This window comes from Streptomyces sp. NPDC048484 (genome assembly GCF_040651415.1).
In the GTDB taxonomy this organism is placed as follows: domain Bacteria; phylum Actinomycetota; class Actinomycetes; order Streptomycetales; family Streptomycetaceae; genus Streptomyces.
This window is the reverse complement of the sequence record NZ_JBEZJY010000004.1, coordinates 70,524-94,287: the sequence shown is the minus strand read 5'-3', so window position 1 is coordinate 94,287 and position 23,764 is coordinate 70,524. Positions and strand designations below refer to the sequence as shown.

General features: G+C 68.5%; 21 protein-coding genes. 7 read left to right on the top strand and 14 right to left on the bottom strand.

Going from position 1 to position 23,764, the window contains the following annotated elements; translation table 11 throughout:
* Positions 1 to 46 precede the first annotated feature (46 nt).
* The 3 genes from AB0D14_RS05145 to AB0D14_RS05135 form a co-directional block, all read right to left on the bottom strand.
* Positions 47 to 892, bottom strand: a complete 846-nt coding sequence (locus tag AB0D14_RS05145; RefSeq protein WP_362774914.1) for a hypothetical protein — start codon at positions 890 to 892, stop codon at positions 47 to 49.
* A gap of 44 nt (positions 893 to 936) precedes the next feature.
* Positions 937 to 1,197, bottom strand: coding sequence for a WXG100 family type VII secretion target (locus tag AB0D14_RS05140; RefSeq protein ID WP_362774911.1), 261 nt, complete (start codon positions 1,195 to 1,197; stop codon positions 937 to 939).
* 121 nt (positions 1,198 to 1,318) lie between these two features.
* Positions 1,319 to 1,555 carry a hypothetical protein gene (locus AB0D14_RS05135; protein ID WP_362774908.1) on the bottom strand — a complete coding sequence of 79 codons (237 nt, stop codon included), beginning with the start codon at positions 1,553 to 1,555 and terminating at the stop codon, positions 1,319 to 1,321.
* Positions 1,556 to 1,792: 237 nt separating this feature from the next.
* On the opposite strand from AB0D14_RS05135, the gene AB0D14_RS05130 reads away from it, so the two are divergent.
* The 4 genes from AB0D14_RS05130 to AB0D14_RS05115 all read left to right on the top strand — a co-directional run bounded on the left by AB0D14_RS05130 (position 1,793) and on the right by AB0D14_RS05115 (position 4,653).
* Positions 1,793 to 2,125 carry an SAV_915 family protein gene (locus AB0D14_RS05130; protein WP_362774905.1) on the top strand — a complete coding sequence of 111 codons (333 nt, stop codon included), beginning with the start codon at positions 1,793 to 1,795 and terminating at the stop codon, positions 2,123 to 2,125.
* The gene (locus AB0D14_RS05125) at positions 2,118 to 3,578 is read left to right on the top strand and encodes a hypothetical protein (protein ID WP_362774902.1); all 1,461 of its coding nucleotides are present in this window, start codon (positions 2,118 to 2,120) and stop codon (positions 3,576 to 3,578) included. The genes AB0D14_RS05130 and AB0D14_RS05125 overlap by 8 nt, the downstream gene beginning before the upstream one ends.
* A gap of 12 nt (positions 3,579 to 3,590) precedes the next feature.
* A complete protein-coding gene (locus AB0D14_RS05120; RefSeq protein WP_362774899.1) occupies positions 3,591 to 4,211 on the top strand; it encodes a DUF3592 domain-containing protein in 621 nt (206 codons plus the stop codon).
* Between the two features lie 181 nt (positions 4,212 to 4,392).
* Positions 4,393 to 4,653, top strand: a complete 261-nt coding sequence (locus tag AB0D14_RS05115) for a WXG100 family type VII secretion target (RefSeq protein WP_362774896.1) — start codon at positions 4,393 to 4,395, stop codon at positions 4,651 to 4,653.
* A gap of 97 nt (positions 4,654 to 4,750) precedes the next feature.
* Here the strand turns inward: AB0D14_RS05115 and AB0D14_RS05110 are convergent, their stop codons facing one another.
* From AB0D14_RS05110 to AB0D14_RS05095, 4 genes are all read right to left on the bottom strand, one after another.
* On the bottom strand, positions 4,751 to 9,253 hold the full coding sequence (locus AB0D14_RS05110) for an FtsK/SpoIIIE domain-containing protein (protein WP_362774893.1): 4,503 nt from the start codon (positions 9,251 to 9,253) through the stop codon (positions 4,751 to 4,753).
* Positions 9,254 to 9,364: 111 nt separating this feature from the next.
* Positions 9,365 to 11,719, bottom strand: a complete 2,355-nt coding sequence (locus AB0D14_RS05105) for a PQQ-binding-like beta-propeller repeat protein (RefSeq protein WP_362774890.1) — start codon at positions 11,717 to 11,719, stop codon at positions 9,365 to 9,367.
* A gap of 221 nt (positions 11,720 to 11,940) precedes the next feature.
* Positions 11,941 to 13,902 (bottom strand): serine/threonine-protein kinase, encoded by a 1,962-nt coding sequence (locus AB0D14_RS05100; RefSeq protein WP_362774887.1) that lies wholly within the window; start codon positions 13,900 to 13,902, stop codon positions 11,941 to 11,943.
* A 136-nt stretch (positions 13,903 to 14,038) separates the two neighbouring features.
* Positions 14,039 to 14,920 (bottom strand): menaquinone biosynthesis protein, encoded by an 882-nt coding sequence (locus AB0D14_RS05095; RefSeq protein ID WP_362774884.1) that lies wholly within the window; start codon positions 14,918 to 14,920, stop codon positions 14,039 to 14,041.
* A 359-nt stretch (positions 14,921 to 15,279) separates the two neighbouring features.
* Here AB0D14_RS05095 and AB0D14_RS05090 point away from each other — a divergent pair, with 359 nt between their 5' ends.
* A complete protein-coding gene (locus AB0D14_RS05090) occupies positions 15,280 to 15,483 on the top strand; it encodes a cold-shock protein (RefSeq protein WP_016645643.1) in 204 nt (67 codons plus the stop codon).
* Positions 15,484 to 15,629: 146 nt separating this feature from the next.
* A complete protein-coding gene (locus AB0D14_RS05085) occupies positions 15,630 to 15,974 on the top strand; it encodes a hypothetical protein (protein ID WP_362774881.1) in 345 nt (114 codons plus the stop codon).
* Between the two features lie 50 nt (positions 15,975 to 16,024).
* On the opposite strand, the gene AB0D14_RS05080 is transcribed toward AB0D14_RS05085, so the two are convergent.
* Positions 16,025 to 17,926, bottom strand: a complete 1,902-nt coding sequence (locus tag AB0D14_RS05080) for an AMP-binding protein (protein WP_362774878.1) — start codon at positions 17,924 to 17,926, stop codon at positions 16,025 to 16,027.
* Positions 17,927 to 18,277: 351 nt separating this feature from the next.
* Between AB0D14_RS05080 and AB0D14_RS05075 the strand changes: the two genes are divergently transcribed.
* Complete coding sequence (locus AB0D14_RS05075) at positions 18,278 to 19,225, top strand: MaoC/PaaZ C-terminal domain-containing protein (protein WP_362774875.1); 948 nt, start codon at positions 18,278 to 18,280, stop codon at positions 19,223 to 19,225.
* On the opposite strand, the gene AB0D14_RS05070 is transcribed toward AB0D14_RS05075, so the two are convergent.
* From AB0D14_RS05070 to AB0D14_RS05045, 6 genes are all read right to left on the bottom strand, one after another.
* On the bottom strand, positions 19,226 to 19,885 hold the full coding sequence (locus tag AB0D14_RS05070; protein ID WP_362774872.1) for a TetR/AcrR family transcriptional regulator: 660 nt from the start codon (positions 19,883 to 19,885) through the stop codon (positions 19,226 to 19,228). It abuts the gene before it with no gap.
* Between the two features lie 100 nt (positions 19,886 to 19,985).
* Positions 19,986 to 20,318 (bottom strand): DUF4229 domain-containing protein, encoded by a 333-nt coding sequence (locus AB0D14_RS05065; RefSeq protein ID WP_362774869.1) that lies wholly within the window; start codon positions 20,316 to 20,318, stop codon positions 19,986 to 19,988.
* A gap of 104 nt (positions 20,319 to 20,422) precedes the next feature.
* On the bottom strand, positions 20,423 to 20,956 hold the full coding sequence (locus AB0D14_RS05060) for a GNAT family N-acetyltransferase (RefSeq protein WP_362774866.1): 534 nt from the start codon (positions 20,954 to 20,956) through the stop codon (positions 20,423 to 20,425).
* Between the two features lie 116 nt (positions 20,957 to 21,072).
* Positions 21,073 to 22,236, bottom strand: a complete 1,164-nt coding sequence (gene mqnE / locus AB0D14_RS05055; RefSeq protein ID WP_362774863.1) for an aminofutalosine synthase MqnE — start codon at positions 22,234 to 22,236, stop codon at positions 21,073 to 21,075.
* A gap of 140 nt (positions 22,237 to 22,376) precedes the next feature.
* A complete protein-coding gene (locus AB0D14_RS05050) occupies positions 22,377 to 22,832 on the bottom strand; it encodes an Lrp/AsnC family transcriptional regulator (protein ID WP_362774860.1) in 456 nt (151 codons plus the stop codon).
* A 91-nt stretch (positions 22,833 to 22,923) separates the two neighbouring features.
* Positions 22,924 to 23,619, bottom strand: a complete 696-nt coding sequence (locus tag AB0D14_RS05045; protein ID WP_362774857.1) for a UbiX family flavin prenyltransferase — start codon at positions 23,617 to 23,619, stop codon at positions 22,924 to 22,926.
* Positions 23,620 to 23,764 lie beyond the last annotated feature (145 nt).

The following is a 23,764-nucleotide window of genomic DNA, read 5'->3' as shown; positions in this document are numbered from 1 at the left end:
TCGCGGCCGCACACCGTGATGCGCGGCCCCGATTCGACAGTGAAACTCAGTCCTCGTCGACGAGATCTTCCCTGTCCGGCAGCAAGTCCGTGATCTTCTCCCAGACCTCCGCCGAGTTCGACCTGACCACCACCAGCGCGCTCTCGGGACCCACCTGCCCCGGTGCGATGGGTTCTTCGGGCTGTTCGCGGATCCAGTAACCGAGAGGGCCGCAGTCCCAGACGGCGAGGGCGCGGATCATCGCGGCGCGCTCGCCTTCGTGCTTGCCGTCCCAGGCCACTGTGATCCGCCAAGTGGCGTTGAGGGCGGCGACAAGCTCCAGGAACTGGCCGAGGTCCGGGTCTTTGAGGGTGCTGTCCGCCTCTACGACCGCCTTACGTGCCAGGTCACGAGACGTTGCGTCGTCACCGCTCGATTCGCCGAGCGCTACGAACGCGGCGTCCAGGGCGCCCATCGTCGTTCCGATACGCACGTCCGCGGCGTTCTTCTCCGACTTCTCGGGCTTCTCGCCACGGTGCAGGTTGACCTTGCGCGCGAGCTCCCACACGAGAGTGTTGGGCTCGATCGAGACGTACTCGGACTCTTCCTCGCCGGGCCAGCCGTCGTGAGAGATGACCGCTTCCTGGCCGACGACCACGCCGTGGTTGACCGGGCCGTGCTCACCGGTGACCTCCACCTGGATCATGACCATGGGGTCGGCGAGGGCGCCGAGCACATCGCGCAGCAGCGGGGCCAGTTCGCCCTCTTCGCCGACCAGGCCGATCCGCTGCAGCTCGGTGAGGGAGACCCAGAGCTCCTCCGGCGGCGTCTCACCGTCCAGGAGATGCGCGAACACCGCGATATGGCGGTCGGCCAGCCGGAAACGTCCGCGGGAACTGTCGTACGAAGGCACTGTTCTCGTCTCCTGCCTTGATCCAGCGGTCGCCGCCGGTCGGTTCACTTCTTATCGTCCTGCAAACCCTTGGCATCCTGGCTGCACTGCTGCGCCTCGTCCCGCAACGCCTTGGCGACGGTGCCGCACGTCGTCTGCCACGTCCCCAGCTTGCCGCGCACGGCGTCGGCGTTCGGGCCTGCCCAGGTCTTCATGACGGTGGTGCTGTGCGTCTTGGACTGACTCACGAGGGAGTCGATGTGGTCCGCGAGCGACCGCAACCGCGCGGCACGCTGATTGAGTTCCTGAATATCTGGATTTGCCACACTTGCCTCCCCGGCCGTCCCAGAGCCCCCACCCTAGCCACAGCAGCCGGCGGGCTCCCGCTGGGTGCCCGCCGCAGCCGACTCAAGCCGCCTCAACATCCTCAAGTCCTCGACGAGTACTTCAGATCCCCTTGTTGTAGGCCCGAGCCTCGCTCGGCGATACCTTCTCCGGCTCGCTCCGGATGGCTGCGTCAATGATCGGGAGGAGCTTATCGACCTGCTCACCCAGTTTCTTGTGACGGCCGTCCAGCTCCTTGTGCCACGATCGAGCGTTCTTACCCACCCAAACCGTGTCACCGCCTATGTCTTCGGCCGACTCCTTGAGCGCCTTCCTGAGTTCTTCGACTTCCTTGGCCACATCGCTTCGCAGCTTCTCCAAATCCGACTTACGTGGATTCGACACTTTCGGTTCCGGATCCGACACCGTCCCCCTGCTTCCCTCGCCCCTGTCAACCGATCATCACTTATACCAGCACGTGCCGCTCAAGACGCGCGGATAAGATCCAGCCCCGCTGCGCGACAATCGCGCCTCAGTTCCTCGCTTGTACAGCTGATCACGTTGCCTCCCATCGAGCCGCCCTCCTAATCTGGCGAGATGAACTCGGCAGCAACGACCAGCGAGGTCCCTGACGTCTTGGTGCTTCCCACCATGACCAAGGTCCGCCAGAACCCGGATGGTTCCCCACTCAGTGGCGGCACCATCGACGTCATGCTCATGCCGGTGGCGGCCGAGGGAGGACAGGAACGGCTGGTGGCTCTCGCCTTCACGTCCGTACCCCTCCTCGTCGAGGCCTTGGGCCAGGAGCAGGCATGGGTGATCGTCCCTACGGAAGCGATGGAGGGAACCCTGACGGGTTCTGGGGCGCAGGCGATCCTGGTCGACCCGCAACTGGCTGAGGGCTTCGCGGAAGAGCAGGCCGATGACTGACCCGAACTTCTCCGGAATTAATCCTCACAATCTCCTCAAGACCATCAACAGTCTCGAAGGAAGTGGTAAGAAACTACACAGGGCCAAGACGTCCTATCTGAGCCGTTTTCAGAAATACGGGCTGGAAACTGGCAGCCTCACAGAGATCGGGAAGATTGCCAGTTGGGTCGACGATGAACTGCCCATGCTGCGACGCCGCCAGTCCCTGGCCGCAGCCATGGAGGTGGAGGGCAGGTACGGGCCGAAGGCGCCCATGGTCCAACTCCGCGAGCCCATCGCCACCGTGGCGGAAGCCAGAAAGGATGGCAAGGAACTCGCTGACGCGGCCACCAAGGCTGGGGACCTCGATCCAGGCAAAGCCGGTGCCGAGTTCCATCGAATCGCCGAGGTACTGAGCAAGCACAAGGGAGACCCCGACTTCGCTTCGGCTTTCTACGCGAAGATGGACCCGGAGCTCCTGAAGAACCTGCCCATGGCCGTTGCCACGGCCAACGCCCCCACGGCCAAGGACGACGTCAGACTCTTCGGCTCAGCCTTCACCACTGCCGTTAATGCCGAGTCACCTGCTCCTGGTTTCGATAAGGCAGTGGCACTCTTCCACGGAGATCTCCCGAAGGACGACCCTGGGGCCGTTTTCAATCGCGCGCTCATGCAAGGGGACGACCCAGAGCTTTGGGAGATCGCCTGGAAGCATACGAAGATTGCAGTGAAGAAGTTGGGCGACCCTGCGGACACGTGGTCCGACAGCGCTGGTCTACTGGCCAGTGTCATTGGAGTGCAGTCCAAGTTTGCCAGTCACTACTGGGACCAGGCGCAAAAGTTTTCCGACGAAGCGAGTCAGAAGTACCGCGACCGTATCGCCGCGATGAACAAAGCACAAAAAAGGCAACTCAAGAACGCAACCAAGAAAAGCGCTAGGGCCTCCAAGTCCTCCGCACGCGAAGCAGAGCGGCTACTTTCCAAGTACGGCATGGGATCATTCTCCCGCTTGATGGAGACTTCCGTGGACGACGGTGGAAGCTGGCTCATTGGAAAGGCGCCCGGCCTCCGCCCTCCGAGCACCACATCACTGTTCGGTAAAACTCTACGTGCAGGTGGAAAGCTACCTCTGGTGGGCACGGTCCTCACGATCGGCGCTACCGCCTGGGACATCGGTCATGGCGAAGAAAAGGATGTCGCCATTGCGGCAAACGCAGGCGGCATGGCGGCTGGCGCAGCTGGCACCTGGATTGGCGTAGGCGCAGTTGCACTCGCTGGAGGCCCTGTTGGCTGGGGCATCGCGGCAGGCGTCGTCCTGGGCTTCGGCGCCGGATACGCCGTTTCCTATATGATCAAGACCGAAACTGGCAGGAAGGTTGTCAATGCCGCTACTGAGGCAGTAAAGGACACAGGAAGATCGATTAGCAATGGGGCGTCATCGGTGAAGGGCGCTGTGACCGGATGGTTCTCATGAGGCTGGACGACTGTGGCTAGTAAGAAGCAGAAGAGGAAAACCTCTAAGGGGAAGTGGCAGCTGCCACAACACGTTGAAGACTCCAATGCCTTCAGCATCGAACTAGCAGCCCGTGAAGCAGAGCTGAGACGCCCGATATTCCCTCAACTCCGATTCATTCTCGCGGGGCTGGGTATGTCATTGCTGTGTCTTGGAATATTTCTGGCACTACTGCTTCCCGCCAAGGCGCTCACAGATGATCTTGACGACCGGGGAATAACTACTTCCGCCGTGGTTACGGAGGTAGACGACAAGCCGAAACATATGAAGGTGCGGTTCGATAACTCCAACGGAACCACGAAGGCCGACATGTCCGAGTTTGCGGGAATGTTGCCGGACGTCAAGGTCGGCGAAAATCTTAGGGTGACGTACGATTCCGAGGATCCATCTCGAGTCCTTTCTCAAGCCTGGGTCGAAAACCCTCCATACCTGAGCCTCCCCATCCTCGGCACTGCGGCACTGACATTGCTATGCACAGCCTTGATGGTGGCGGTAATCCTGCGTCGCCGTTGGTATCTCCGCACATTCGGCCCCCCGCCCCCCCGGCCCAAGAAGCCAAAGGGCAAAGCCTCGACGGACCTCACCAAGCCTTAACCACAAACTCGCGACGAACAGTGAGACAAAACGGGCGAGACTTCGCAATCGGCATATCTAAGCAGAAGGTTCGCCCGTCTCGAGGTTGCTCCCCCTTTACGGGACCTACTGTCGTTGCGGTAGCGTCCACTGGTGCAAACGGATAGTCCGTTTGCCTCTGTTACACACGGGGAGGATCGTCATGGATCGCGGTGCAGATCTACCAAGGCTCCGGGAACTGTCCAAGCTCTACGGAAAGAAGGGTGACGATCTGCGGATCCTCATCAGTGCTCTGCAGAAGGCCACGGCCGACAGCTCGAGCTACTGGAAGGGCCCGAAGGCCGACCGCTTCCGCAACGACTGGGCAGACGTGAAGCCGACCTTCGACAAGTGGGTCGACACGCTGAACGAGGCCAGCAAGTCGGCGAACACCAGCGCCGACAACATCGAGCGCGCCACCTGATCCAGGGGCGACTGCCACAGAGCGGCGGGGCACCCACCCCAAGGGAGATCTCCTTGGGGTGGGTGCCCCGCCGTCGTTGGTTGCGGTCTCCGGAACGTCAGCCGTTCATGACCGCCTGGATCGGCATGAACGCTCCGCCGGACACCAGCAAGCCGCTGCCCGCCGGGCCGCCACCGCTGTTCGCGGGGAGTCTGATGCCGAAAAGCTCTCCCTCCGAAGGGCTCTGAGGCGTCAGCAGCAGGCCGTTGCGGGACTTGCGTGCCTCGACGGAGAAGCCTCGGTACTGACCGGACAGGCTGTCCGTCGCACCGGCGGCGAGCAGCCCGATGCCACCGTCCGCCCCCTTGCGGATCACGGACTCCAACGCCTCGTCGAGTGGCGTGTCATAGAGCAGATCGGCGTCATCGACGACGACGACGTACGGGTCCTCCGCGAGGTTCTCGACCAGTTCCTCCAGGTCGCTCTCCCTGCTGTCCGCGTTGAGCAGGCCCAGTACGCCGTCACGGCCTTCGAGTTCCCTCAGCGGGGACCTGCGCGGGGTGATGAGCACCACGCGGGTGCCGGCCCGCAGCAGAGACTCCGTGGCGGCCATGAGCACCGTGGAACGGCCCGACTTGGGCGGCCCCGCGATGAGGAAACCGGGCCCGTTCTCCTCCAGGTCGATCCCGATCGGGTGCAGTTCGTCGCCTCCCACGCCGATCAGCGCCCACAGCGGCGACGGCGGGGTGAAGCCCGGGTCGAGGGCCAGTGCCTCGGTCGCCGTCATACGCGCGGGCAGCGCGTCCACCCGCATCGGCCGGCGCTCGGCCGGAAGGCGTCCGAAGCGTGCGCCCGCCTCTTCGGCGATCTCCCGCAACGCACGCACCTGCGCCTGGCCCGCGGGGTCCTCGGCGAGCAGTCCGATCTGTGTCTCGTCCACGCCCGTGTCCGTGATCCGCAGGGCGCGTCCTGGTGGCATGTTCTTGGGTACCTCGCGCACCTGGAGCCCCGCGGTGGAGTAGTCGTTCGGGTCGGCGAAGCGCAACACGAGCCGATCCGCGAAGGCGGATGAGACCTGGCCGCTCAGACCGCTCCGGTCGGCGGTCATGACGACCTTGAGGCCCACCGCGGCTCCCTCCCGGAAGATTCGCTGGGCCGATTCGAGCAACTGCCCGTAGTTGTAGTTCTCGAAGGTGGACGCGAAGCCCTCCCAGCCGTCGAGCAGCAGCACCATCCACGGGAGACGGTCCTCCGGAGCTGCACTCGCCCGCTGTTCCGCGGCGCTTGACGCGCCCTCCATGGCGAGCATTTGCTGACGTCTGGCGATCTCGCCGAGCAGGCGGTCGATCAGACGGCGTACCCGGTCGGGCTCGTCACGGCTCACCACGCCGCCGACATGCGGCAGCCGCACCAGCGGCAGCAGCGCGTTCGATCCGCAGTCGATGCCGTAGACGTGTACGTCGTGCGGAGACGTACTGCGGGCTATCGATCCGGCCAGCGTACGCAGGGCGGTGGAACGGCCGGACCTGGCACCGCCGAGCAACAGGCTGTGCTCCCCGTGGACGAGGTCCAGGGACAGGGGCTTACGGCTCTGCCGAGCCGGCAGGTCGATCAGGCCGAAGGGGACCGGCGCGACGTCGTCACCGGAGCCACCGGAGCCACCGGAGCCACCGGACACCGGATCGCTGTCGTACGCGGCGAGTTCGTCCAGCGTGACCAGCTCGGTCAGCGGCGGCAGCCAGGGGCTTCGCTGTTCGCCGAAGCCCATCTTCTCGGCTCCGCCGCGGACGGCGTCCACGAGGACGGCGAGGTCGGTGACCATGGTGCCGTCGTCCTCGGCCTCCGTCCGCTTCTGCAACGGACGGCTGTACGCGTTCCAGGACAACGGGACCATCGTCGCCTTGGGCCCACTCCCGCCGGTCGCGGGCCTGCGGCCACCGATACGCGCCGACTGCACCCCGACAAGCGACTGGGCGCCCGAGCGCACATAGGCGCGGCCCGGTGTGGACTTGGCGATCGCGCCCGAGTCCGGCGCGTCGATGACGTCCAGGGACTCCGAGGCGTCCGTCACGCGCAGCGCGATACGCAGGTTCGTGTTGGCGCGGATGTCCGCGCTCACCACACCCGCCGGCCGCTGCGTCGCCAGGATCAGGTGCACACCGAGCGACCGGCCACGCCGGGCGATGTCGACAAGTCCCGCGATGAAGTCGGGGAGTTCGGCGACCAGCGACGCGAACTCGTCGATGACCAGCACGAGTCGGGGCATCGGCTCCAGCTCGGGCCGGAACTTACGGGTGTCGTTGTAGTCCTCGATGTCCTTGGTGCCGGTGTTGAAGAGGATCGTCTCGCGGCGATGGAGCTCAGCGGCGAGCGAGGCGAGAGCGCGCTCTGTCAGGTGTGCGTCGAGGTCGCTGACCATGCCGACGGTGTGCGGGAGCCGGGCGCAGTCCATGAAGGCGCTGCCGCCCTTGTAGTCGATCAGTACGTAGTTCAGAGCGTCCGGCCGGTTCGCGACAGCGAGCGACGCGATGATCGTCTGCAGCAACTCGGACTTACCGGCACCGGTCGTGCCCGCGACGAGCGCGTGCGGACCGTCACGCCGGATGTCCAGGACGAACGGCCCGTCCGCCGCGATGCCGATGGGAGCGGCCGTCGTCGAACCACCGGCCTGCCAGATCCGCTCCACGTCACCGCCCGTCGGGTCGGGCATGCCGAGCAGGGAGAGCAGCCGGGCGGAGGTCGGCAGCGCACTGCCGGCGTCGTCGCGGCTGACGTCCCGTACCGGCGCGAGGGAACGGGCGAACAGCTCGCACCACTCGAACGTGACCTGGTCGGCCAGCACCTCGCCCACTGCCTCAAGGCCGTAACCCCGTACCCGGACGTGGTGCGACGCGTCAGGCGTCCAGCACACGACGGCCTTGCACTCCTCCGGGAGCAGGCGCTCGTCCTCGTCGATACACAGTGCGTAGATCCCGTACTGCGGCCCCTCGGTGAGGATCTGCGGGAGCCCGGGCATCCGGCGCAGCAGCCGGGCCCCGTCGAGAATCACCAGGACGTTGGGGTCCGGGTAGAGCTGCCCCATGGTGTTCTGGTGCTCGCGGGCAGCCTTGCGCCGGTTCAGCTCGTTCAGCAGCTCGTTGACGCGGCGGGCGATGGCCTCCGAGTCCGAGGCCACGAGGGCGACGCAGTCCTGGCCCTGGTCGGGCGCCGTGTGGGGCAGCCAGTGGGCCCAACTCCACTCCGCGCCGGCGGCCGCCGTCGAGGAGAGCGAGACGAGCGAGAGGTCTCTGGGACTGTGCAGAGCCGCCGCCTGCACGCCCATCCACCGTGCGGTCGCGAGTGCGCGGGCGCGATCGCCCGCCACGCCGACGACGCCCAGTTCCGAGAACGGAAGCGTCACCGGAACGTCCGGCAGGACCGGTGGTTCCGGACGGTCCTCGTCGTAGTTGGTGCCGCCGCGTCCCGGTACGAGTTCGACGTCGGACGGCAGCCCGCCGACGCCGATCCTCAGCTGCATCGCGTCCGGGTCCGTGAGCCTGCGCTCCCAGAGGCGGCGACGCGGACCCGTGGCGAAGAGCAGGATCTCCGCCGGGTCCGGATGGCCGGTACGCCGATCGCGCTGCTCCTCCTTGCCCACGAGTACGAGTTCGGCCTCGTGGGCCGCGAGATCCTTCTTGTACTGCTTGACCGAGGTCTTGTGCTTCTGCTTGCCCTCACGGTTCTCGCTCAGCCACTGGCCGGCCATCATCACAGGGCTCATCAGGCAGAAGAGCAGCATGTAGATCTGCTTGGTGACGAAGTACATGACCAGGCCGAAGATCATCGGCGTGAAGGCCATGATGAACTGGAAGCGAGCCCGCTCTCCCTTGCTGGGCGGCTGCGGTACGACGAGCCGCCGCCGGGGCCGGAACGGGGAGAGCCGGGGAGGCCGGTTGTACGCGAGGCCGCCCTCGCTCATCGCGGACAGGTGCGCGTCCGGCTCGGCCACCTGGTCGAGAACGAGCAGCGAATCACCTATGCGAACCACACCGCCGAGCGGCCACGCGGTCCCGCCCCGCACCGTCTCGTCGTCGAGCCGTACCTCGACGCCAGGCTGCGGGTCGAGTACGGCCCCACCCCGGACGTCCACCGTCAGACGGATCGCCACGGGCGGCAACGAGGGGTCCGGCAGGGACATCGAGCAGGTGGCGGCCGATCCGACCGTGGCCAGCCCGGCGCCCAGCCGCACCACCCGGCCGGAGGCGGGCCCGCCAGCAGCCCTCAGTTCGTGCTGCCCGACGGGCTCTCCCCGGCGCAGCAGCGGTCCGATCGTGTCGTCGACGGAGACCCGCATGCCGTCGCGCAGCACAGTGGCCGCCGGAGCCGTCGGGTCGCAGGGGAGGCCGTCGGCCCAGAGCGTGGGTGCCTCCATGCCCCTTCCGCCGTGACCGGGCAGCGAGGCCAGTGATGTGCCCGGCAACGCCACGACATTCGGCATCAGGCCTCCGGAGGGTGGCCTCTGGCCGCCGAGGGCCTCAGCGAGAGCTTCCGCGACGTCGCCGGCGGTAGCGGCGTCGTCCATGGTGACCATGAGGTCCTGAGGCTCACCGCCCTCGTGCACCACAGTCACCAGCACCTGCATGGTTGCGTTCCTCCCCGTCGGCCCGTGCGGCCACGTTCACTACATCCGTTCACGGAGATCAGCCGCAGTGCCGAGTCCCGTGGTCTGTCGTCCTGGTCGAGCATGTGCGCATCACACCGCAGGCAGCGCATAGATCTCATAGCCATGCGTAGCCAACAGCCGGTTCCCGGAGAGCGCAACCTGCCACGGCTCCCCCGGATCCTTGTTGTCGTTGTAGACCCACCGCGCCCGACCGCTCTTCGCATCCAGTGCGAAGACCCCGCCCCCGTCCATGGCGGAGGCCCCGTACAAGGTCCCGCCCGCCCGGACGAACTGGGCGGGTGCCTCGTCGGCGCCCGGGTCCTCGCAGAGCCAGATCCTCTTGCCTGTCTTGACGTCGACCGCCCATACGCCGCCGTCGTGGTCGGCGGTGTAGAGGACACCGTCGACGACCGTCGGGTTGTCGAAGCCCCGACGGCCGTTCGGGGAGAGGGTCCAGCGGGGTTTCCCGGTTTCGATGTCGAGCGCCGTCAGCTTGGTACCGGGGAGGAGGACGAGACCCGGGCCGGGGGCGACCGTGGGGCGCCAGGTCCAGTCACTGCCGATCTTCCGGGTCCACAGCTGGGTGCCAGTGGCCGTGTCGCGGACGGTGAGGTTGTAGTTGGAGTCCGCGTAGACGAGGTACTTGCCGGAGGCGGTTCCGTCGACGTCGTAGTCGTTGGTGCCCCAGTCGCGCTTCTGGAGCCACACCGTCCTGCCCGTGCTGTGGCTGATGGCCGCGACACCCGTACGGAAGTCCGTGGCGCTGCGGGAGTCGCTGAAGTCGGTCACCGTGACGTAGACGTTCTTCGCGTCGATCGCGATCGTCTTCTCGACCTTCAGGTCCTTGCCGAGGCGGCTGCGCCAGGCTTCTTCACCCGTCGTCGTATCCAGTGCCTTGAGCGCGCCGCTCGTGTCCGTGTCAGCCATGAACAGCCTGCCGCCGTTGAGCAGCAGCGGGGCACCGAACGGGAGCACGTCCTTGCGGGACCAACGCTGCTTGCCCGTCTTCACGTCGTACGCCACCAGCGGGTCGCCGCTGATGAACAGCAGCCCCTCATGGAGCTGCAGCTTCTCGGTCGTGCTGATGCTGTCCTCGGCGACCGACTTGTGCCACAGGGGCTGCGGTGCCGTACCCGCCGGTGGTGTCGTGAAGTTCCCCGGCGCGGGCCCGGCCGTTCTTCCTCCGGCAGCCGCCGACGCACCGTCCTCGTCGTCCGGCCGGGTCAGCCACCAGGCGGCGCCGCCGCCGACCGCGACCACCGCGGCACCGCCCGCGGCCAGGCCGAGGAAACGTCGGCGGGACGCGGTCGGAGCCGCAGCCGATCCGGTGTCTCCCAGTTGCACGGCGCCGGAGGGCGGCCCGCCGGTTCCGTGCGGCGGGGTGCCCTGCCCGTATCCGTACGGCGGGGTGCCCTGCCCGTATCCCTGAGCGGGTGTACCCGTCGCGGGAGTCCCCGGAGCGGGCGGTGCCCCGTCCACCATCGTTGGCGGCGGCCCGAACCCGGAAGCCGGCAGTACCTCCGACGGTTGCGGCGCCTGCGGCTGTTCCGGCGCCTCCAGGTCCAGGATTCCCGCCGCGTGCGTCGCGATCGTCGAGGCGACCGCCGACGGCAGCCAGTTCGTCAGCAGCCCCTCGACTCCACCGGGCGCCAGGGCGGCCACGATCTCGGCGGGTGAGGGACGCTGCGCCGGATCCTTCAGCAGGCAGGCGCGTACCAGGCCGGAGAGCGACTGCGGCACGCCGGTGACATCCGGTTCACCGTGGACGACTTGGTAGAGCATCGCGGCGTGTGAGACAAGGCCTTCGCCGAAGGCCTTGCGGCCCGTCGCGGCAAAGGCGAGAACGACACCGAGCGAGAAGACGTCGGCGGCGGTGCCGACGTCCTCCCCCAGAGCCTGCTCGGGCGACATGTAGCCGGGTGAGCCGACCACGACTCCCGTCTGCGTCATACGGTTTCCGTCCACCGCCCGCGCGATGCCGAAGTCGATGACACGCGGGCCGTCCGCCGCCAACAGGACGTTGGAGGGCTTGAGGTCTCGGTGGACCAGGCCCGCGGCGTGGATTTCCTGCAGCGCTGCGGCGAGGCCCGCGCCCAGCGCACGGACCGTTCGCTCGGGGAGCGCGCCGTGTGCCTCCACGACGTCTGTCAGATCGGGGCCGAGGACGTACGAGGTCGCGAGCCACGGCAGTGCGGCGTCCGGCGCCGCGTCGACGACCGGGGCCGTGTAGCGGCCGGAGACCGCGCGGGCCGTATCGACCTCGTGCTGGAAGCGGTTGCGGAAGTCGGTGTCGGCGGCCAGCTCCGGATGTACGACCTTGACGGCGACCGTACGACCGCCCGGCGAGCGTGCGAGGTAGACCCGTCCCATGCCTCCCGCACCGAGCCTCCGCAGCAACCGGTAGCTGCCCAACTCCCGTGGATCGTCGGGCTGCAGTGTCTCCATGGTCGGGCCTTCCCCGTTCATTCACAGCTTCCGGAGTCCGGACGTCTGGTCGTGGTGCCGTTGTGGTGCCTTTGTGGTGCCTACGGTGCGCATGGTGGTGTTCGCTATCGCAGACACAGTAGTAATCGCCAGGGCCGGCGCGGCGCGCGGGGAGGCGGAGACGGGCGGCGGACGGCGGACGGAGCAGGCGGGCGGCGCAGGCGGCAGGAGCGGGCTGCGCGCTACCCGACCTTCGACATGCGGGCCACCGGGTCCCCCGCCTCCGCGTTGTCCGTCTCGTAGCGCAGGTCGTCACCGACCGGGATCAGACGGACCTCGTGCCGGCCCGTCGTGCACTTGGCCGTGGCGGACGGCTTGGCCACGCTCGTGGCGACCAGCTGTCCGGCGGTGACCTTCTTGAGGAAGAGGTCGGTGTCACAGGTGCCGCCGATGAGGTCGGTCTGGCGGAAGGTGCCGAGCCGGTCGCCCGTCTCGGCCTGGCGGACCGTGACGCGGAACCTGCCCATGGGGAGCTTGCCGTCGAGGGCGAAGCCGTCGCCCTCCCAGGTGCCGAGGTAGGACTCCGGTACGGCGGAGGGTGTGGTGTCCTCGCCGCGGGAGGGGCCGGCACTGCCCCCGGTGGAAGGGGCCGCGCTGGCCGCGGGCGGCTGGTCTGCGGCTCCCGAGTCGCGGTCGTCCGAGTCGGTGTTCGGCAGCAGGTCGAGCACGAACACCGAGCCCAACGTCACCGCCGCCAGCGCTCCGGCCACCGCGAGGGCGACCGTGCAGCTCAGCTTGCGGCCACGGCCGCCTGCGCCCGGCACGGAGGTCGCTGCCACGCTGACGGACACCTTGCCGGCGGGAACGGCGGCCCCGCCGGTGGCGTCACGTGGTTCCGGGACGTGGGTGGGAGTGGGGCCGGGGGTGCCGGGGTGGGGCGGGTGCGACCCGTGGTCCGCGTACGGGGAGGAAGAAGAGAAAGGAGGGGAGGCAGGAGGGGAAGAAGGAGGGGAGTAGGGCGAGTGGGACGCGTACGACGGGTCCGGTGGGCCGAACACGCCGGCCGCGGACGGGGACCCGTCACCGGCTCCGACACCGGCCGCGTCGGCGGCCTCCGCCGCATCTGGGGCCCCGCCCGGGGCCGGACCGGCGTCCGCCTCCGAGGGTGTCGTCCCGGAGGCCGGCCCGGGAGCCGGTGCAGAAGCCGGCCCGGAAGCAGGGCCCGAGTTCGCCCCGGACGACGCGGCCTCCCCCACCGAGGGACTGCTGAAGCCCACCACTCCCGACGGTGTCGCCTCCGCCGCTCCCGCCGCCTCCAGGTTCAGCAGCCGTACCGCGCTCCGGCTGACCTGTTCCACGAGCGGTCCGGGCAGCCATCCCGCCGCCACCAGCCGTGCCGCGCCCTCGGGGGCGAGGGCGGTCGCGAGAGCCGCCGGGGACGGGCGGACGGACGGGTCCTTGGCGAGGCACCCGGCCACCACCTCCCGCAACCCACCCGCCAGCGCGCCCAGTTCGGGCTCCTCGTGGACCACCTTGTAGAGCAGGGCTGCCGAGGAGTCGCCGGGGAACGGGGACGAGCCCGTCGCCGCGTACGCCAGTACCGCACCCAGCGAGAAGAGGTCGGCCGCGCCCGTGACCCCCTTGCCGAGGATCTGCTCGGGCGACATGTAGCCGGGCGAGCCGATGGAGACGCCTGTCGAGGTGATGGACGCGGTGCCGTCCGTCGCACGGGCGATACCGAAGTCGATGAGAAGCGGCCCGTCGAGGGTCAGCAGCACGTTCGAGGGCTTGACGTCGCGGTGGACCAGGCCCAGGCCGTGCACGGCCGACAGCGCCTCGGCGAGACCGGCGCCCAGGACCCGTACGGAATGGTCCGCGAGGGGGCCGGAGTCGGTGACCGCGGCGCTCAGCGTGGGGCCCGCCGCGTAGCCGGTCGCCACCCACGGGATGCGGGCGTCCGGGTCGGCGTCGAGGACCGGGGCCGTGTACGCGCCGCCCACACGCCGAGCCGCCTCCACCTCGCGGCGGAACCGGGCGCGGAACTCCTCGTCGAGCGCGAAGTGCGGGTGCACGATTTTGACGGCGACCGTACGGCCGCCCGCGCTGCGGCCCAGATAGACGCGGCCCATCCCGCCCGAGCCGAGCCGGCCGAGCAGCCGGTAGGGCCCCACGACAGTGGGTTCATCGACGTCGAGTGGCCGCATGGCACCCACACCTCCCCCGTATACCCGTTGTCCGTTGTCCGTTGTCCGTTACCGGTTGTCCCCCGGGCGCGCTGCGCGCCGCACTCCAGCAGGGTAGTGCCGCACGTCCGTGTACCCCCTCGGACTAGGGGGTTTGTCAGGGCTCCAGCAGGTCGACCTTCACGTCCGCCGCGAAGCCTGTCGTGGGCCCCACCCTCCGCGCGAACTCTGTGACCGCCTCCAGCTGCGGTCCGCCGAAGCGGAAGTCGAGCGTCGTGAAGTAGCGCTCCAGGACGTTCTCGTCGAAGGCCTCCCAGCGGGCCGCCTGCTCGGCGACCTTGCCGACCTCGTCCAGGGACAGGTCACGCGAGGCGAGGAAGGCTTCGTGGACCTTGCGGGTGAGGACCGGCTCGCGCTCCAGGTAGTCGCGGCGGGCCGCCCAGACCGCGAAGACGAAGGGCAGGCCCGTCCACTCCTTCCACAACGTGCCGAGGTCGTGCACCTCAAGGCCGTAGCGCGGGCCGTCGAGCAGGTTGGCCCGCAGGGCGGCGTCGCCGATCAGCACCGCCGCGTCGGCCTCCTGCATCATCAGGCTGAGGTCGGGCGGGCAGGTGTAGTACGACGGCTCTACGCCGTACCGCTCCGACAGGAGGAGCTGCGCCAGTCGTACGGACGTACGGGAGGTCGAGCCGAGGGCGACCCTGGCGCCGTCCAGCTGGTCCAGCGGGACCTGGGAGACGAGGACACAGGACATCACCGGGCCGTCGCAGCCCACCGCGATGTCGGGGAAGGCGACCAGTTCGTCGGCGTGCTTGAGGAACTCGACGAGGGTAATGGGGCCGATGTCGAGATCACCCCGCACCAGCTGCTCGCTGAGCTTCTCCGGAGTGTCCTTGGTCAGCTCGAAGTCGAGCAGCGTGCCGGTTCTCGCGAGCCCCCAGTAAAGGGGCAGGCAGTTCAGGAACTGGATGTGGCCGACGCGCGGCCTGGAGCGGCGGGCGTCGGGACGCCCCTCGGGAGACTCAGGAGAATTGTCCACATCAGGAGGCTAGCCCTGATGAGGTAGCGTGCAGGCTCCAGGGTCCCGGAGCGGTCTCGCAGAGCATCCCGATCCCTCCTGTCAACCCCTGTGACGCCAAGTGATACCGCTACGTCAGCCCATCCGGCGACCTCGTCAAACTCTCGGATGACGTGATCTTGCCCTCTGTTGCTTTCGGCTGCCCTCGTGGGTAGGCTCGTCCGCAAGTTGCAGTTTGGTTTCCCTTGCAGTACAGAGCCTGCGGAGCATGTGACCGCGGGCTCTCGTCTTTTTCAGATGAATGCAGTTGTTGACAAGTCTTTTTGTTTACACCTTGCAGGTTCTGGAGCAGGGCAACCCTTTGGGCCCAAGGAGGGCTTATGGCTACCGGAACCGTGAAGTGGTTCAACGCTGAAAAGGGCTTTGGTTTCATTGCCCAGGAAGGCGGCGGCCCGGACGTCTTCGTCCATTACTCCGCGATCAACGCGAGCGGTTTCCGCTCCCTCGAAGAGAACCAGGCGGTTACCTTCGACGTGACCCAGGGTCCGAAGGGCCCGCAGGCGGAGAACGTCACCCCCGCCTGATCCTTCGGCTGAGTCCTGGCTCCATGAGCCCGACACTCTGATCCGGAACCGACAGCAGTACCCAAGGAGCCCCGACACCGTCAGGTGAAGGGGCTCCTGCCTTTTATGGGTGTCGTGTCACGCGCTCAGTGCCGCCCGGGTGTCACGTGCTCAGTGCCGCCCGGGCCACCACCGCGTCCGCCGGGTCCCAGCCCTCGCCCGGTACGGAAGCGAGCAGCAGGCGGGTGTACGGATCTGACGGCTCGCGGTCGGTGGGGGCCCGGATCATCCTCGTCACCGACGAGCTCGCCGAGCGGTACCGCTCCCGGGTGGACGCGGTCCTCATCGCGCCGCACACGCCGACGGGCATAACGACGGAGGCGCTCACCGCACTCGTGGTCGCCGACGCGCTGCTGCTCGCGCTGACGGCGTTCGACGAGACGCGGGCGGTGGAGACGTCCCATCAACTGACGGCGCTGTGGGAGCAGTTGCTGAAGCCGAAGCGAAAGTAGCTATCAGAAAGCAGCCAACAGAAAGCAGCTTTCAGCCCGCATGGGCGGGCCTACTCCGCGTACATCTCCTCGATCTCCCGGGCGAACGACCTGGTGACCACCGCCCTGCGGAGCTTCATCGTCGGAGTGAGGTGTCCGGACGTCTCCGTGAAGTTGAGGGGCAGGACGGTGAAGCGGCGGATGGACTCGGCACGGGAGACGAGGCGGTTGGCGTCGTCCACCGCCCGCTGCAGGACGGCGAGAAGGTCGGGGTCGGCGACCAGCGTGGCGACCGGAACCTGGCTCCTGCCGGTCATACGGCACCAGTGGGCCATGCCCTCGCCCTCCAGGGTGACCAGCGCGGTGGCGTACGGGCGGTTGTCACCGACGACGACGCACTGGTCGATGAGGGGATGGGCGCGCAGCCAGTCCTCCAGCGGCGCGGGGGCGATGTTCTTGCCGCTGGTGGTGATCAGGATGTCCCTCTTGCGGCCGGTGATCGTGAGGTAGCCGTCGTCGTCCAGCTCGCCGATGTCGCCGGTGGCGAACCAGCCGTCCTGGTCGGCCGGGACCACCCCGCCCGCCTGCGGGTCCCAGTAGCCGCGGAACACCTGCTCCCCGCTCAGCAGGATCTCGCCGTCCTGGGCGATCCGGACGCGGGTGCCGGGCAGGGGCCAGCCGACCGTGCCGAGGCGGGGCCGGTGCGGGTAGGTGAGGGTCGCCGCGGCGGTGGACTCGGTGAGGCCGTAGCCCTCGTAGACCTGGATGCCGGCGCCGGCATAGAAGGAGGCGAGGCGGCGGCCGAGCGGGGAGCCGCCGCAGACCACCTGGCGGACCTTGCCGCCGAGGGCCGCGCGTATCCGGCGGTAGACGAGGGGGTCGTAGAGGGCGCGGGCCGCCTTGAGTTTCGCGCTCGGCCCTGAGCCCGTGCCGTGCTGCTGGGACTCCAGCGCCTCACCGTAACTGCGGGCCACCCGGCCGGCCCGGTCGAAGGAGGCGGCGCGGCCCATCTTCTCGGCGGTGGCGCGGCCGGTGTTGTAGACCTTCTCCAGCACGTACGGGATGGCCAGGAGGAAGGTCGGGCTGAAGCTCGCGAGGTCGGCCAGCAGTTCCTCCGTACGGATGCTCGGCGCATGACCCAGGCGCACCCGGGCGCGCATACAGGCGACGGAGACCATCCGGCCGAAGACGTGGGAGAGGGGGAGGTAGAGGAGCGTGGACGCCGGCTCCTTGAAGCTGGACTTGAAGACGGGGTGGAGCAGTTCGACGGCGTTGTCGACCTCGGCGAAGAAGTTGCCGTGGGTCAGCGCACAGCCCTTGGGGCGCCCCGTGGTGCCCGAGGTGTACATGATCGTCGCGAGCGAGTCGGGGCCGAGCACCCCCCGGCGTACGGCGACTTCCTGGTCCGGTACGTTCCGGCCCAGCTCGGCGAGGCGGTCCGTGTGCCCCTTCTCGAAGATCCACATGTGCTGGACGTCGGGCAGCCGGTCGCGTTCGGGGCCGAGCGCGGCGGCCTGCGACACGTGCTCGACGGCGATCGCCACCGCGCCCGAGTCCTGGAGGATCCAGCGCGTCTGGAAGACGGACGAGGTGGGGTAGACGGGGACGGTGACGAGACCGGCGGCCCACGCGGCGAAGTCCAGCAGCGTCCACTCGTACGTCGTACGCGCCATGATCGCGAGCCGGTCGCCCGGCATCAGGCCCTCCGCGATCAGCCCCTTGGCGACCGCGAGCACCTGGTCGGCGAACTCGGCCGCCGTCACGTCCGTCCAGCGGCCGTCCGGGCCCTTCCGGCTGAGCACCGCGTCGTCGGGGACCTGGTCGGCGTTGTCGAAGGGGATGTCCGCGAGCGAACCGTGCGTCACGGGCAGGATCAGCGGCGGCACCGAGACCTCTCGTACGACCCCGTCCAGTCGCCTGACCTCGGGTCCGGGGAGGGCAGGGCGGGGATGGGAAGAGGGATCGCGGGACACGGGCGGCTCCTTGCTCTCGTACTCCTCCCATTACGGCCCCGTGAAGTGGCAGGTTCACCCGGGAAACTGGGGGGCTTGTGTGCGGAAGAGTGAGAGGTTGGTGCGTGTTCGGACGGCTGTTCATCTTCTGCCCGCCGTCCCGCCGGAGTTGACCGGGCCCGGCTCGCCTCAGGGACGTTGCGCGTCAGCCGCGTCGCACGTCGGAGGCGTTGCGCGTCAGAGGCGTTGCCCGCGGGACCCATCTCGACCTGCTCCTCACCGTGACGTAGGCTTACCTCGGGTAACATTACTCCGGAGTAAGCCTGGCCCGTCCGCGGAGGAGGAGAGACGGCGAAGAGGAGAGTGACAGCGATGGACGACCTCACGACGGATGCCCTGTACAGCCACACCCTCACCGGTTCGCCGTCCCTGTGGCCGTCGCTCGCCCGGGGAGCGCTGCTCTCACCGTTCAAACGGCCTCGGGCGGGAGTCACCGCACCCCGCGCCCGGCTGGTCCTCCCCGGTGTCCGGATCGACCTGGGCAGGCTCGCCGCGTACGAGCGGGCCTGCGGATTCGGGGTGGGAGCGGATGAGCTGCCCCTGACCTATCCGCAGGTGCTCGGCTTCCCGGTGGCCATGCGGCTGATGAGCGAGCGGGCCTTCCCGCTGCCGCTGCTCGGGCTGGTGCACACGTCCATCGGGATCACGCAGCGCCGGGCGCTCACCGCCACCGGCACGTACGAACTCGCCGTGCACGTCGAGGACCTGGTGCCCCACAGACGCGGCACCGAGGCCGTCGTCGTGACCGAGGTGCGGTCGGCCGGGGATCTCGTGTGGGAGTCACGCAGTACGTATCTGGCACGCCACCGCACGATGCCGGAGAGCGCAGGGTCGGAGAACACGGGACCGGAGAGCGCAAGGCCGGAGAACGCAAGGCCAGAGAACACGGGGCCGGAGAGCACCGGCGAGCGGGCCGCGGCGGAGGAGCGCCGCCCGTTGCCCGTCCTCGCCGAGTGGCGTCTCGCGGAGGACGTCGGACGGCGGTACGGGGCCGCGTCCGGAGATCGCAATCCGATTCATCTGCACCCCCTCACCGCCCGGCTGTTCGGCTTCCCCCGGGCCATCGCGCACGGCATGTGGACCGTGGCGCGCTGCCTCGCCGAGCACGGGACGCCTCAAGCGGCCGTGTTGCAGGCGGAGTTCAAGGCACCGGTACTGCTGCCGGGGACGGTGTCGTACGGGGCGAAGGGCAGCCGTTTCGAACTGCGCGGGGCCGGTGGCCGGCTGCATCTGGCGGGAGACGTACTGCCGCTGCTCTGATCAGGGTCTCGCCGCCACCTCGGGGGCTTCCGACCACGGCCGCCCCTCCATCAGGTCGCCCAGGCCCGCCCAGGCGAAGTTCATCAGGGTCGCGGCGGCCTGCCGGGCGGAGACACCGGGGGTGGCGTTGGCCCAGGCGGCGAGGGACTCGGCGGCGCCGACGAGGGCTTCCGCGAGGCCCGCGACCTCACGCTCCGGCAGCGACGGGTCCCGGTGGGCCTCCCGCGCCGCGACCACGATCAGCTGGGTGACGAACGCCACGATCTCCTCGCGCATCGAGGTGATCTCGGCGGCGAAGGGCTCCCCGTGCGTACGGGCCTGGAGGTGCAACACCGCCCAGCCGTCCGGGTTCTGCGCGGTGTGGGTGAAGAACGCCCCCAGCCCTTCCCAGAGTTGGCGGTCGGCGGGCTGCTCCGGCCGGACTCCGGCGCGTACGGCCGCGGTCAGGGCGGCCGCCTCACGCCGGATGCACGCGGTGAAGAGGTCTTCCTTGGAGTTCAGGTACAGGTAGACCAACGGCTTGGACACGCCCGCCAGATCGGCGATCTCGTCCATCGACGCGGCCCGGTAGCCCCGCTGCCCGAAGGTCCGTACGGCGGCGTCCAGCATCTGCTGCTCGCGCACGGCACGGGGCATCCGCTTGCTCTTCACTGCACCCATACAGGAAAGAGTATGTTCTGCCGACGGCTGCACCGGGCCGAGGTGCGGCTCGCAGTACGTCTCGCGATACGGCCGACTTCGCCTTCAGGGGGGGGACGGCCTAGGCCTGCGACACCTCGCCCTGGTGGGCCCTCGCCGTCTCGCCCTGGGTCCTCGGCGCATCGTCGACCTCCGTGTCCTCCTGGTTGCGGTTGGCCTCCAGGTTGGACTTGACGCGGTCGACGCGCTCGACGATCTGCACCGAGGCGCGGTCGCGCTCCTTGCGGAGGACGACGAAGCTGATGGGCGCCGAGATCAGCAGGGCGAGCATGACGACCCACATACCGTTCGAGTCGCCGAGGCCGCGCGGAGCGACACCGGAGTAGACGAGGCCCCAGACGACCACGAGGCAGCCCGCGAAGATCCCTAGGCGCATCAGTGTGTAGCGGAGCATCTCAATCCACTCTTCCCGTTCCGAACTTCTCCGAACTTCCCAAAGTCACCGTCCAGTCAAGCACGGGGGTGCCGCGATCTTGTAGGGGGGTGCGGCCGGCGCCTTCAGTCGAGGCGGCCCAGCGGCAGCAGCATCGTGATGTCGTCCCGGTCCTCGCCCTGCGGCACCCTGATCGCGTCCGGTACGCGGCCGACCTCCTTGTAGCCGCACGAGGCGTAGAAGCGTTCGAGGCCCTCGCCGCCGCGGCAGGTGAGCCGTATCGCCTCGATGCCCTCGAAGTCGTGGGCGGCGTCGGCGGCGGCCGCGAGGAGCTCGCGGCCGTAGCCTCTGCCCTGATGCCTGGGGTGCACCATCACCGTGTAGAGCCACAGCCAGTGCGTCATCAGCCGGTGGGTGTTGAGGGTGAGGAAGGCGGCCGCCGCGACGGATCCGTCCTCGTCGCGGCCGACCAGGAGCCGTGTACGCCCCTCGGCCATCGCGACGAAGTGTTTTACGAGTTCCGGTCGTATCGTCTCGCGCGAGACGGGGGGTACGAAGCCGACGGAGCCGCCCGCGTTGGAGACGTCGGCCCAGAGGTCGACGAGGCCGTGCCGCAGGGCGAAGTCCACGGAGGGGTCGAGCTCGAACGTAATGGACATAAGGCGAGAGTACCTATTACCTCCGGCGAGGCTGAATCTGCAAGCCGATAGACGAGCCGATATGCAAGCTGACAGGCAAGCCGATACGGGGGCCCCGACGGGCGGCCCCCGGAGGCTCAGACCCGCATCGGTTGCGGGGTCTCCCGGCGGCCCGCCGCCGGACCCTCGTACTCGCGGATGATCTCGTACCGGGTGTTCCGCTCGACCGGTTGGAACCCGGCGTCGCGGATCAGGTCGAGCAGGTCCTCACGGGTCAGCTTGTTCGGTGTGCCGTAGTTGTCGGCGTCGTGGGTGATCTTGTACTCGACGACCGAGCCGTCCATGTCGTCGGCGCCGTGCTGCAGCGCCAGCTGGGCGGTCTGGACGCCGTGCATGACCCAGAAGACCTTGACGTGCGGCACGTTGTCGAAGAGCAGCCGGGAGACCGCGAAGGTCTTCAGGGCCTCCGCGCCGGTCGCCATCTGCGTACGCGCCTGGAGGCGGTTGCGGACCTTGCCGTCCTTCATGTCCACGAAGTCGTGCTGGTAGCGCAGCGGGATGAAGACCTGGAAGCCGCCGGTCTCGTCCTGCAGCTCACGCAGGCGCAGGACGTGGTCGACCCGGTGGCGGGGCTCCTCGATGTGGCCGTACAGCATCGTGCACGGGGTCTTCAGACCCTTCTCGTGCGCGAGGCGGTGGATGCGCGACCAGTCCTCCCAGTGGGTGCGGTGGTCGACGATGTGCTGCCGGATCTCCCAGTCGAAGATCTCCGCGCCGCCGCCCGTCAGGGACTCAAGACCCGCGTCGATCAGCTCGTCGAGGATCTCGGAGGCGCTGAGCCCGGAGATCGTCTCGAAGTGGTGGATCTCCGTGGCCGTGAAGGCCTTCAGGGAGACGTCCGGGAGGGCCTTCTTCAGCTCGCTCAGCGACCGCGGGTAGTACCGCCACGGCAGGTTCGGGTGCAGGCCGTTGACGATGTGCAGCTCGGTGAGGTTCTCGCCCTCCATCGCCTTGGCGAGCTTGACCGCCTCCTCGATGCGCATCGTGTACGCGTCCTTCTCGCCCGGCTTGCGCTGAAACGAGCAGTAGGCGCATGACGCGGTGCACACGTTCGTCATGTTGAGGTGGCGGTTGATGTTGAAGTGGACGACGTCACCGTTCTTACGGGTACGCACCTCGTGGGCGAGCCCGCCCAGCCAGGCCAGGTCGTCCGACTCGTAGAGCGCGACGCCGTCCTCGCGGGTCAGCCGCTCACCGGCCCGGACCTTGTCCTCCAGCTCGCGCTTGAGCCCGACGTCCATGCGTGTACCTCTCCCTGTGACCTGCTTGACCTGCGAACTGCGTGACCCGCGGACCGCGTCACCCGCGACGTGCGACAGGCCCCGTCAACCGTACTCTCCCGACTCTCCCGCCCTGTTACTCCTCTACTCCCCTACTCCCCTCACTCCTCCTCGGGCAGCTCGCCCACCCGGTTCTCCCACTTCGTGGAGAGCACGATGGTGGTGCGGGTCCGGGAGACGCCCTTGGTCCCCGACAGCCGCCGGATGGTCCGCTCCAGACCGTCCACGTCGGACGCCCGCACCTTGAGCATGTAGGAGTCGTCACCGGCGATGAACCAGCAGTCCTCGATCTCGTGCAGGTCCTTCATCCGGATCGCCACGTCCTCGTGGTCGGCGGCGTCGGAGAGCGAGATGCCGATGAGGGCGATGACGCCGAGGCCGAGCGAGGCCGAGTCGACCGTCGCCCGGTAGCCGGTGATGACACCGGCGGCCTCCAGGCGGTTGATGCGGTCGGTGACGCTGGGCCCCGACAGTCCGACGAGGCGTCCCAGCTCCGCGTAGGAGGCCCGGCCGTTCTCCCGGAGAGCCTGGATGAGCTGCCTGTCCACCGCGTCCATGCGATCGATAGCCTTCCGCTGAAGAAATCCTGAGGTGATGTGCAGGGTTGGTACTGCCGCGTTGCTGTCGTGCGCTGTGCTCAGGTGGTGCTCACGTGGTGCGGGTGGTGCGGGAACCGCCGCCGAGTTCGCCTTCCCAGCGGCGGTAGAGCGTGTGCCCGACGCCCGCCGCGTCCAGCACCCGCCCGGCGACGAAGTCGACCAGGTCCTGGATGTGCGTGGCCCCCGCGTAAAACGCCGGGGAGGCCGGAAGTACGGTCGCGCCCGCGTCGTCGAGCGTCACCAGGTGCCGCAGGGTCTGCCCGTTCAGCGGGGTCTCGCGGACGGCGACCACCAGCCCCCGCCTCTCCTTGAGCGTGACGCTCGCCGCACGCTGCAGCAGGTCCTTCGAGAGGCCGAGCGCGACTCCGGCGACACAGGCGGTGGAGGCCGGCACGATGAGCATGCCCTTGGACGGGTACGAACCGGAGGACGGCCCCGCCGCCAGGTCCCCCGCACTCCAGTGGCGTACGTCGTCGAGACGTCCCTCGATGTCCACGGCGAAGGTGCCGGGCTTGCCGTCGGCCCCCCGGGCCAGCCACTCCCGCAGGTCGTGCTGCCAGTGGGCGTCCCGGAAGCTGACCCCGGTCTCGTCGAGCAGGGTGAGCCGCGAAGCACGCGAGACGATGAGGTCGACGCTCTCACCGGCCGCGAGGAGGGCACGCAGCACGGCAGCGGCATACGGCGTTCCGGACGCGCCGGACACCCCCACGATCCAAGGCCGCCGCTGTGTTTCTCCTGCGTTCACACCTTGAGCCTACCGGCGCGACGGCACCGAATCAGGACCGGTGGCACGCCTTCGGGTCCACGGGCAGACCCGGCATGGGCTCCTTCGTCTCCCCCGGCGCCCCGGCCCTCATCAAGAAAGCCCGCGCCGACGAGGTCGACGCGGG

What these genes read in the sequence shown, in the direction of transcription:
- AB0D14_RS05130 (WP_362774905.1), top strand. Translation starts at nt 1,793, where the DNA reads ATGAACTCGGCAGCAACGACCAGCGAGGTCCCTGACGTCTTGGTGCTT.
- AB0D14_RS05125 (WP_362774902.1), top strand. Translation starts at nt 2,118, where the DNA reads ATGACTGACCCGAACTTCTCCGGAATTAATCCTCACAATCTCCTCAAG.
- AB0D14_RS05115 (WP_362774896.1), top strand. Translation starts at nt 4,393, where the DNA reads ATGGATCGCGGTGCAGATCTACCAAGGCTCCGGGAACTGTCCAAGCTC.
- AB0D14_RS05110 (WP_362774893.1), bottom strand. Translation starts at nt 9,253, where the DNA reads ATGCAGGTGCTGGTGACTGTGGTGCACGAGGGCGGTGAGCCTCAGGAC.
- AB0D14_RS05105 (WP_362774890.1), bottom strand. Translation starts at nt 11,719, where the DNA reads ATGGAGACACTGCAGCCCGACGATCCACGGGAGTTGGGCAGCTACCGG.
- AB0D14_RS05100 (WP_362774887.1), bottom strand. Translation starts at nt 13,902, where the DNA reads ATGCGGCCACTCGACGTCGATGAACCCACTGTCGTGGGGCCCTACCGG.
- AB0D14_RS05090 (WP_016645643.1), top strand. Translation starts at nt 15,280, where the DNA reads ATGGCTACCGGAACCGTGAAGTGGTTCAACGCTGAAAAGGGCTTTGGT.
- AB0D14_RS05075 (WP_362774875.1), top strand. Translation starts at nt 18,278, where the DNA reads ATGGACGACCTCACGACGGATGCCCTGTACAGCCACACCCTCACCGGT.
- AB0D14_RS05070 (WP_362774872.1), bottom strand. Translation starts at nt 19,885, where the DNA reads ATGGGTGCAGTGAAGAGCAAGCGGATGCCCCGTGCCGTGCGCGAGCAG.
- AB0D14_RS05065 (WP_362774869.1), bottom strand. Translation starts at nt 20,318, where the DNA reads ATGCTCCGCTACACACTGATGCGCCTAGGGATCTTCGCGGGCTGCCTC.
- AB0D14_RS05060 (WP_362774866.1), bottom strand. Translation starts at nt 20,956, where the DNA reads ATGTCCATTACGTTCGAGCTCGACCCCTCCGTGGACTTCGCCCTGCGG.
- mqnE (WP_362774863.1), bottom strand. Translation starts at nt 22,236, where the DNA reads ATGGACGTCGGGCTCAAGCGCGAGCTGGAGGACAAGGTCCGGGCCGGT.
- AB0D14_RS05050 (WP_362774860.1), bottom strand. Translation starts at nt 22,832, where the DNA reads ATGGACGCGGTGGACAGGCAGCTCATCCAGGCTCTCCGGGAGAACGGC.